Genomic DNA, 8,630 nt, shown 5'->3' with positions numbered 1-8,630 from the left:
CACCGATCCCCTTCCCCGCGCTCAGTCGCTGTCTTCGTCGATCTCGTCGCGCAGCCGATCCCTGCTCGACCGGCTGGAACGGGCCCTTTCGCCGTCGAGGGCGGATCCGAAAATCCGGTTCCAGTCGAGGTCGATGCCCCGGCGAATCGATCCTTCCGGGCCGGCCTGGGTGAAGGGCTCAAAAGTGTCCATCACCCGGCGGGCCATCTGCGCACGTCCTTGCTGAACGGCCTCGAGGATCGAGGAGGCGAGCTGGGGGCCCGTCATGTTCTGGTGCTTGTTGTCGAGGAACTTCAGCCCCGTCAACTCACCCTGGGCGCCGACGGTCGCCTCCACCACGCGGTCGTTCGAGCGCACCGTCGCGGAAGCCTGGCGGAGATCCGCCTCCGCCCGCGCGACAGCTGCCTGGGTGGCCTGGAGCTCGGCCATGGCCTGGGCGATGCGCTCTTGCAGAGGTTCGGTCAACGAATACTCCTACATAAGGTCAGATATCGATCATTGTGCAATATCGGGACGACAAAAGGAATTTGAGATTCGTCAGCGTCCGATCACCGCTGGCGAGCCTCCCTCGTCGGTACCCCAGACGTCGTCCTCCTCCGGCTCCCAGACCTCACGCTCACGGTCGCTGCTCTCGGTCTCCGTCTGTCCGGGTCCGCCCGCACCGCCGCCCATCCCTGGCAGGAACGGGTTGCCGCCGCTGGTGCTGACGGCCTGCCGGTCCTCGTACGTACCGCCGCCGCGCGGGGCGGGAGCGCCGCGGCGGTTGCTGACCACGTCACCGCTGTCGATCACGTTGCGGACGCGTTCGGAGGGGCCGCCCTCGCCGCCCTTGCCTCCGCCCATACCGCCCATGCCGCCCATCGGCATGCCACCCATGGGCATGCCGCCCGTCCCGCCCATGCCGTTCATGCCGCTCACGCCGGGGGGCATCGGCCCGCTGTTCAGCGGAGTGCCGCCGCCCGCACCGGGGGACCCGCCGGCGGACTGGCCGGTACCGCCCAGCGACGGCTCCTGGTACGGCTTGTCGTCGTACAGCTCCTCCTCGTACGAGGGGTCGCCGTAGTCGTAGGAGGGCGGGTTCAGCGCACCCGAATGGGATCCGCTTCCGGGGCCGCTGTTCTGGTAGTCGGGGAGCGCGTAGTCGGGGTCGTTCAGATAGCCCGTGGTGGTGGTGCCGTCCGGGCTGGTGATCGAGGTGGCACCGGTGTCCGGATCCACCCGGGAGGTACTGCCATCCGGGTACTCGGTGACGACCTGACCCTGCGGGTCCAGGTGGGTGGTGCTGCCGTCGGGGTTGGTCAGCGAGTCGCCCGCGTTCAGCGGTCCTGAGAAATGGCTGCCGTCCGGCCTGGTAATGGTCGCCGTCTGGCTGTTCGGGTCGATCTCGGACTTGCTGCCGTCCGGGAAGTCCGTCACGAGACGGCCCTGGGAATCCAGGTGCGACTGGCTGCCGTCGGGGTTGGTCAGCGAGTCGTCGCCGTTGACCGGCCCGGAGATGTCCGGCGAGAGCTGACTCAGATCGCCGTTGTTCAGCTGGCCCAGATCGCCATTGTTCAGTGAACCATTGAGTTTGAGCTGTTGCTTCTGGAACTCCTCCTGCTTCTGCTGCTGTTGCTGCTGAAGGTCTTCCTGCCGCTTCTGCTGCTCCTCCTGGAGCTTTTCCTGCTTCTGCTGCGCCTCGGCCTGCTTCTGCTCGGCCTCCTTCTCCTTCTGCTCCTGCTTCTGCTCCTGCTCCTGGCGGACCTGCTCCTGCTCGGCCTGCGCTTGGGCCTGCTTCTGCTCGGCCTCCTTCTCCTTCTGCTCCTGCTTCTGCTCCTGCTCCTGGCGGACCTGCTCCTGCTTGGCCTCCTGCTCGGCCTGCTTCTGCTCGGCCTCCTTCTCCTTCTCCTCCTGCTTCTGCTCCTGCTCCTGGCGGACCTGCTCCTGCTTGGCCTCCTGCTCCGCCTGCTTCTGCTCGGCCTCCTTCTCCTTCTCCTCCTGCTTCTTCTCCTGCTCGGCCTGCTTCTGCTCCTGCTCCTGACGGATCTGCTCCTGCTTGGCCTCCTGCTCCGCCTGCTTCTTCGCCTGTTCCTTGTCCCGCTTCTCCTGCTCGGCCTTCTGCTGACTCACCTGCTGGACCTGGAGCGCCTGCGCCTGCCTCTGCGCCTCGTCCTGCTTGGCCTGCTGCTCGGCCTGCTTCTGCTCCGCCTGCTTCTGCTGCTGCTCCTGCTTGGCCTCCTGGTCCTGGCGGATCTGCTCCTGCTTGGCCTCCTGCTCCGCCTGCTTCTGCTCGGCCTCCTTCTCCTTCTGCTCCTGCTTGGCCTCCTGGTCCTGGCGGATCTGCTCCTGCTTGGCCTCCTGCTCCGCCTGCTTCCGCTCCGCCTCCTTCTCCTTCTGGTCGGCCTTCTCCTCTGCCGCCTTCTCCTTCTTCTCCTGCTCAGCCTTCTGCTGCGCGGCCTTCTCTTCCGCGTCCTTCTTATCCTTGTCGTACTTGTCCTCTGCCTCCTTCTTATCCCTTTCTGCCTTCGCCTCGGCGTCCTTCTTGTCCTTGTCGTACTTGTCCTCTGCCTCCTTCTTATCCTTTTCTGCCTTCGCCTCGGCGTCCCTCTTCTCCTTGTACGCCTTCTCCTCGTTGTACTGCTCTTCGACGCCCTTGTCGCCCTTGGTCCGGATGGACCCCAGATCGAAGTGCGACGTTCCCCAGGCAGTGGCCAGTTCCTTCATCGCCTGCTCGGCGGGGTCGATCAGATGGGTCTTGACAGACGCCTCCCAGTCGGCGATCGCCTGGTCTCCGACGTTCTTCCAGGTGCTCAGGTCCTTCATGTCGCCGTAGGTCCGCTGGGCGCGATTGGCATTCCCGCTGTCCCAGGCGTGCTGCGTGAAGGCTCCCGTCGGGCTGTAGAGCCAGCGACCGGCGCCACCACTGTAGGTGTACGTGTAGTCGGCGTTGATCTGCGTCAGATTGCGATTCCAGGTCTCCGAGGCGATTTCCGACAAAAGGTCGACGAGCCACCGCAGCGGGTTGCCCATAGCCATATTCCAGAAATCCCATTTATTGTAGATCGCCTCGGCCTGCGTTCGAAGATCCTGCCCCGCCTGCCTGAGCGCCTTCCCCTGCTTGGACATGCCGCCGACCGGCTCCATGTCGTCGGCGTAGTGGCCGTATCGCCTGCCGAGTTCATGGATGAGGTCCCAGAAGACGCCGGCGGCCTGTCCCTTCCACGCCTCGTTCTCGTCCTGGCCCATCTTGTTCTGCCACTCGGTCATGGTGGCATTGCTGTCCCAGAAGAACTTGGCAACGCGGTCGAAGGCGTCCGCGGCCATGTCGAAGGAATCCAGACGGACGCCCTTGTTGAGCGGAATGGGAGGCTTACCGCCCCAGGAGAACCCGAGGGTTCCATTGGGGTCCTCCAGAAGGGCTTTCAGCGCCTTGCCCGTCCCGTACGAGTAACTGGTCAGGTCGAAGGTGTTCCAGACCGTCCCGTTGTCGCTCGGCTTGAAGTGGCCACCTGACAACTCCTTGCCGTACTTGCTTTTCCCTTCACCACCCACGACCTCGCCGCCCACCGGCTTGCCATCCGCGATCTTGGCACCGAGCAGCGTGAAGCGAGCCTTGTAATAACGAACGCCGCTATCGCCGTTCGTGTAGAACGGGATCACGAAGTCGGTGTTCTGGATGTCCCAACCGGCGTTCTCCACCATCCAGTTGAGGTCATCCGCGTCGATGGTTTTAACACTGCCCTGCTTATTGATCTCCACCTTCATCTGCTTGATGCCGGCATTGCCGACGATCTGGTCGAACAGCGTGTGCCTCGCCGGCGCTTCATAGCCGGTGAAGAGCTGGACCGCTTTCCACCAGTAGTCGTCGTACTCTTTGCTATCGGCCATGGCGAGGCTCCATCAGAAGGGGGTCTACAAGCGGGGAAGGACGCAACAGCGTCGGCGACTACTCCTCGTCGCCTTTCCCTTCGCCCTCTTTCTCCACCGCCGGGGTCGTCAGATCGGCCTCGACATCCTCGAAGATATCGACCAACTTCTGACCGTCGACGGCACCAAGACTCTCTCCCTGCGTCTTGAAAAGAGAATCAATGGTTTCCTCGAGAGCATCGTCGATGTCATCGAAGAGTGTCACATGGCTCTTGAGGATCCCGTCGAGGAGCTTCACCATATCCACCACGGCCGTGTTGACCGCTTGTCCGTGCGTGCCCACATCCGACGCCAGGTTTCCGATCGCCAACGGAACGGGCGTGCCGAACGGAAGGTTGGGAACGCCGTCGTCGTCCCCCTGCAGGGCCTTCATCGAGGGAATCACCGGATCTCCCGTGCTGTTCTCGGAGACCGCCTTGAGCGCCTTCTTGAAGTCCGCGATATCAACTTTACGGAAGTTCTCGATCCACGCCTTGTCGAGCTGAGTGGCCGGCTGATTGCTTTCAGCCATGGTTTCACCCCTTCTTCTACCTCACGGTCCGGATGGCACAGCAGGCGACCGCCCCACGTATTCCCGCGCGTGGAACAGCCGCCCGCAGAGTGCCGCCATCAGCCAATCTTCACGTCCTGCCAGCCCTGCGTCTGGCTCTTCTCGTTCTGCGTGTACAGATCGCGGATGTAGTTCAGGGTCTGCGCGTTGTCGCCGAGCCACTTGCTCATGTTCGCGACGGCCTGGTTCCAGGCGTTCTGCTTCTCCTGGTATGCCTGGCGGTCATCACCTTCCCAAGACTGCTGCAGCGCCTGGAGTTCGTCGTTGAGACTGTTGATGATCTTCTCAATCTCGCGAGTCTGCAGGCGCATGTCGTCAACGGCGTTGTCGACGTGCGCGTAGCTGACGTAGATATATCCGTCAGTGAGGTTGTCGGACATCGGTGACCTCGTCTCGCTGTGGGGTATGAATGCGGGGTAGGCGTTCGGCCTGCGTCAGCCGGTACCGGGTCTGTGGGTCCAGGGACCCTTGGCGGCCGTCGTCAGACGGCCTCACCCCTGAAAGTTGTGCCGGCAGTGCTGCCCATCAGGCCGTCGAAGATGGTCTGCGACTGGGAGTACGCCTGGTTGACGGCCTCGTTCGACGACCCCTGGGTCATACCCTTGGAGCGGAGCGTGTCATTGAGCTGGTTGATCATGTCCTGGAGGTTCTTGGAGATGATTTCCGCGTGCTCGTCCCAGGAGTCCAGCAGCTTCTGGAACGCGCCACCGTCGCTGCCCTGAAGCGCCTGCATCATGCCCTGCTTGGTGTTCTCGACGTCCAGTCGGCGGCTCTGGACACCCGAGAAGGCCATCTCGAGGGCCTGGATGCCGTTCCGTGTGGCCTGCTCTTCTGACCGCTGCGTGCCTGCCATGGGCGCTGCCCCTTTCCGGAGGATTTCCGCCGCCAGGCCCGGTGCGCTGGCGTGGCTTGCGTAACCGGATGCGAATGCACCGACATCCAGTTGGTCCAGACAAGGATGGCAAGAGAATGAGTAAGCGATGAGCAACGCTCACCGGCAAGAAATGCCTTAACACATGCGTTTCGGCAAGTCTCCCTAGTTTTCTGGAAGTTGCCTCGGCCCTGACGCAACCTCATACCATCCTCAAATGTCGATATGCCGCTGGTGAAGACGGCTAATCATTTCACTGGTTCGTTGTCTTTTTATTGTCTTCACCACACGGCGGTGTAGTCGCCTTGCCCCGGCCCAGGATCGCGGACGCGGGTGTCAGATCCGGGCCCGTCGGCACCATGGACAGCAGCGACGACGGAAGCCGCTGCGCCTGCCCCGGGGTGTAGCCCAGCGCCTCCAGTGACTTGGCCGTCGGCACCCGGTACTTCACCCCGCTGTCCGTCACCAGGTAGAGCGTGCTGCCGACGTTCGAGCCGCCCGCGCCGAGGGTGTGCACCAGGGCGCCGCCGCCCGGGGGCGTCACGATCCGGTTGACCGTCACACAGGCCGGGGTCAGCCCGTCCGGCGGCGCCTGCGCGGCGGGGCCGAGTTGGCCGCTCGCGGCCAGGGTCACGCCCACCCGCGTACCGTCGTCGCCGGACTGGATGCCCACGCACGGGGTCTCGTCCTCGCCGAGGTCCACCGCCTTCGGCGGGCTCGGGGGCAAGTCCTCGGTGGTGTCGGCGTCCTCGGCACTGGGCGCCAAGTGGCCGATCACCGCGTCGGCACCCAGGGGGATGGCGCTCACCGCCCCGCCCGCGTACGCCTTCTGCTTGGTCTCGGGGTTGCCCATGAGCAGCGCGGCGACGGTGGCGTTCACAGGGGTCAGCCCCTCCTTGCGCAGCACGTAGTACCGGGCGTCGCCACCGGGCGCGGAGACCTGGAAGACCTGGCCGATCCTCGTCCCGCCACCGCCCAGCGAGGGCCCCTGGCCGCCGCGCAGCGGGATGTCGGGGGCGGCCAGGTCGGGGCCGGTGGGCAGCGAGTTGAGCAGCGCCGCGGACACCTTCACCGAGGTACGGGAGGCGTAGCCGAGGGCTGCGCGGACGCGGCCGTCGGCGTCCATGCGGAGCTTGCTGCCCCGCCACACCAGATAGTCGGCCTTGTCGGGCCCGGTGACCAGCAGCCCCTCGGAGCCGCCGAGTCCGCTGCCGTCGACGTCCTTGCCGACGGCCAGAGCGGTGGCGGTGGAGCCGCTGGTGGTGCCCGAGCACACCTGCCACGGGTCGGTGGTGAGGCTGTCGCCACCCGGCAGGTCGTCGGGGGCCCCGGTGATGCCGACCGGCGCGCCGTGCGGGGTGCCACCGAGCGATTTACTGCCGACGGAGGCGGTCTTCATCTTCGCGCCGAGGAGCAGCCGCGCCGAGGTGTAGTTGCGCACCGGGCGCAGCCGTCCGTCGAGGTAGAGGTACCTGCCGCCGGTCTCCTTGTTGACCACCAGGGTGTCCTGGGCTCGCCAGGAGTTCTTCGCGCCGGGCTTGATCAGGCCGAAGACGAAGGATCCGGCGGCGATCAGGATCGCGATGATCACGCTGATGGCCACGCCCCGGTTGGTCCGGCCCTGGGGGCTCTCCGGGGCGTCGGGGTCGGCGCGCAGCATGCCCGAGGTGAGCCGCCCCATGATGAACATGTGCGCCTGGACCTGGTCGCGCTTGGACTGCACTGTGCGTTCCTCCGGTTCGGGCGGTTCAGCCGTTCAGGCCGCGCAGGGCGCTGTACACCCCGAGCACCCACAGGGCCAGCGGCAGCAGGGCGATGGCGGCGGCGGTGTGCAGGATCTCCGCCGCCCGGCCCCAGTACGGCACGAGCCGTCGCCCGGGCACGGTCCACGAGGCGATGGCGATGCCCGCGGTGGCGGCGAGCAGGCCGGCGGCCAGCAGCAGCCGGCGGTCCGGCGAGGAGGACAGGGTGTCGAAGAGGGTCAGGAGGAGGAAACCTCCCGCCCCGGGGAGGAAGAGGGAAAGCCGCTGCCATACGTTCCCCAGTCCGCGTCCGTGCAGCAACAGCAGCAGCGAGAGCACGACGGACATGATGACCTCGGGCAGCCCGCCGTCGTGGGTGAGCACGGCCAGGCAGACCGCGCAGGCGGCGCCCACGGCTCCATACAGCGAGCTCATCCAGCCGTCGGCGAGCACCGCGCGGGCGGCCACCACGGAGGTGGCGTGCGGCTCGATGCCCTCCTGGAGCTGCTGGGCGTTGGTCGGCAGCGGCGGCATGCGCATGCCGGACATCCGGAAGGCCAGCGAGGGGACGAACGCGCCGAGGATGACGGCCGCCAGGGCGAGAAAACCGGCCACATGGGCCGGTCCCAGGTCGGTGATGACCATCAGGGCCCCGGCGATGGCGCCGAACACCATGACCACGGCGAGGCCGAGGAAGACCGCCGCGAAGGAGGCCACGGCGGCGAGCGCGACGATCGCGCCGCCCGCGCCCGCGGCGCAGGCTGCCAGCATCCGGGCGCCCAGGATCTCGTGGCTGTGCGGACCGCCGAAGTCACCGCCGGGCAGCAGCCATCCGGCGAGTGCGAGGTACGGGCCGATCATGAAACCGAGGACCGCGCCGGCTGCGGCGTCGCCGACCGCGCGGCTGGCCGAACCCGCCCCGGCGAGCAGCAGCACTCCGGCCGCCGCGGCGCACAGGGCCCGCAGCCAGGGGGAGCCGCCGGGCAGGGCGAGCACGGCGAGCCCCGCAGCCAGGGCGGTCACCGCGAAGCCGCGCAGCAGCCGGGTGCTGGCGAGCGGGGACCAGCCGTGCGGCCGGTCCTGCATGGTGGTGGAGATACCGTCCACCAGGTCGTCGAGGTGGACCTCGGGGAGTGCGTCGATGCGCGGCCGGAGGTAGATCGTCTCACCGTCGCGCAGGTCGTAGGAGTCGAGGGTGCGCTCCTCGTCCATCGGTTCGCCGCCGAGGCGTTGCAGCACCCAGCCACCGTGGTCGATGCCGGTCTCCGCGAGATCGTCGCCGCTGTAGCCGAGGACGGCGGGCAGCAGGTCGGCCACCGGGACGTCCGAGGGCACCGCGAGGTCGATGGTCTTGGCGGGCGCACGTACGGTCAGGCGACACAGACCGGCCACCTGGTTGTCAGTCATCGGGCTGGCTCACGATTCTTCCGGGGGCTGCGAGGGTGTTCCCCGGTTTCCGCGGTGAACGGATCGATGTGGAACGGGTGTTGCTGATGGGCTGCCCTCGTCCACGAACTGGTATACCGGGTCGCACAGTTACCGTCTTCCGGTTGTCTGTGCG

Annotated in this window: 7 protein-coding genes; all 7 read right to left on the bottom strand. The window is 66.4% G+C overall.

Annotation, left to right across the window (positions count from 1 at the left end; genetic code table 11):
- Positions 1–21 precede the first annotated feature (21 nt).
- A complete protein-coding gene (locus tag ACWC5C_RS20885) occupies positions 22–465 on the bottom strand; it encodes a YbaB/EbfC family nucleoid-associated protein (protein WP_450877276.1) in 444 nt (147 codons plus the stop codon).
- A gap of 72 nt (positions 466–537) precedes the next feature.
- Positions 538–3,867 carry an AAWKG family protein gene (locus ACWC5C_RS20880; RefSeq protein WP_450877274.1) on the bottom strand — a complete coding sequence of 1,110 codons (3,330 nt, stop codon included), beginning with the start codon at positions 3,865–3,867 and terminating at the stop codon, positions 538–540.
- Between the two features lie 58 nt (positions 3,868–3,925).
- Complete coding sequence (locus ACWC5C_RS20875) at positions 3,926–4,417, bottom strand: type VII secretion system-associated protein (protein ID WP_450877272.1); 492 nt, start codon at positions 4,415–4,417, stop codon at positions 3,926–3,928.
- A 98-nt stretch (positions 4,418–4,515) separates the two neighbouring features.
- Positions 4,516–4,836: a WXG100 family type VII secretion target gene (locus tag ACWC5C_RS20870; RefSeq protein WP_450877270.1), complete on the bottom strand. Its 321-nt coding sequence runs from the start codon at positions 4,834–4,836 to the stop codon at positions 4,516–4,518.
- A gap of 101 nt (positions 4,837–4,937) precedes the next feature.
- Complete coding sequence (locus ACWC5C_RS20865; protein WP_450877268.1) at positions 4,938–5,309, bottom strand: hypothetical protein; 372 nt, start codon at positions 5,307–5,309, stop codon at positions 4,938–4,940.
- A gap of 271 nt (positions 5,310–5,580) precedes the next feature.
- Positions 5,581–7,050, bottom strand: a complete 1,470-nt coding sequence (eccB, locus tag ACWC5C_RS20860; RefSeq protein WP_450877266.1) for a type VII secretion protein EccB — start codon at positions 7,048–7,050, stop codon at positions 5,581–5,583.
- 25 nt (positions 7,051–7,075) lie between these two features.
- Positions 7,076–8,476 (bottom strand): type VII secretion integral membrane protein EccD, encoded by a 1,401-nt coding sequence (eccD, locus tag ACWC5C_RS20855; protein WP_450877264.1) that lies wholly within the window; start codon positions 8,474–8,476, stop codon positions 7,076–7,078.
- Positions 8,477–8,630 lie beyond the last annotated feature (154 nt).

Source organism: Streptomyces sp. NPDC001700 (assembly GCF_053596435.1).
Note: the sequence above shows the minus strand (reverse complement) of the source record. Positions and strands in the feature narration are given on the sequence as shown.

Bases quoted from the DNA above. Each gene is read 5' to 3' on its own strand.
- ACWC5C_RS20875 (WP_450877272.1), bottom strand. From the start codon at position 4,417: ATGGCTGAAAGCAATCAGCCGGCCACTCAGCTCGACAAGGCGTGGATC.
- ACWC5C_RS20865 (WP_450877268.1), bottom strand. From the start codon at position 5,309: ATGGCAGGCACGCAGCGGTCAGAAGAGCAGGCCACACGGAACGGCATC.
- ACWC5C_RS20880 (WP_450877274.1), bottom strand. From the start codon at position 3,867: ATGGCCGATAGCAAAGAGTACGACGACTACTGGTGGAAAGCGGTCCAG.
- ACWC5C_RS20870 (WP_450877270.1), bottom strand. From the start codon at position 4,836: ATGTCCGACAACCTCACTGACGGATATATCTACGTCAGCTACGCGCAC.
- eccD (WP_450877264.1), bottom strand. From the start codon at position 8,476: ATGACTGACAACCAGGTGGCCGGTCTGTGTCGCCTGACCGTACGTGCG.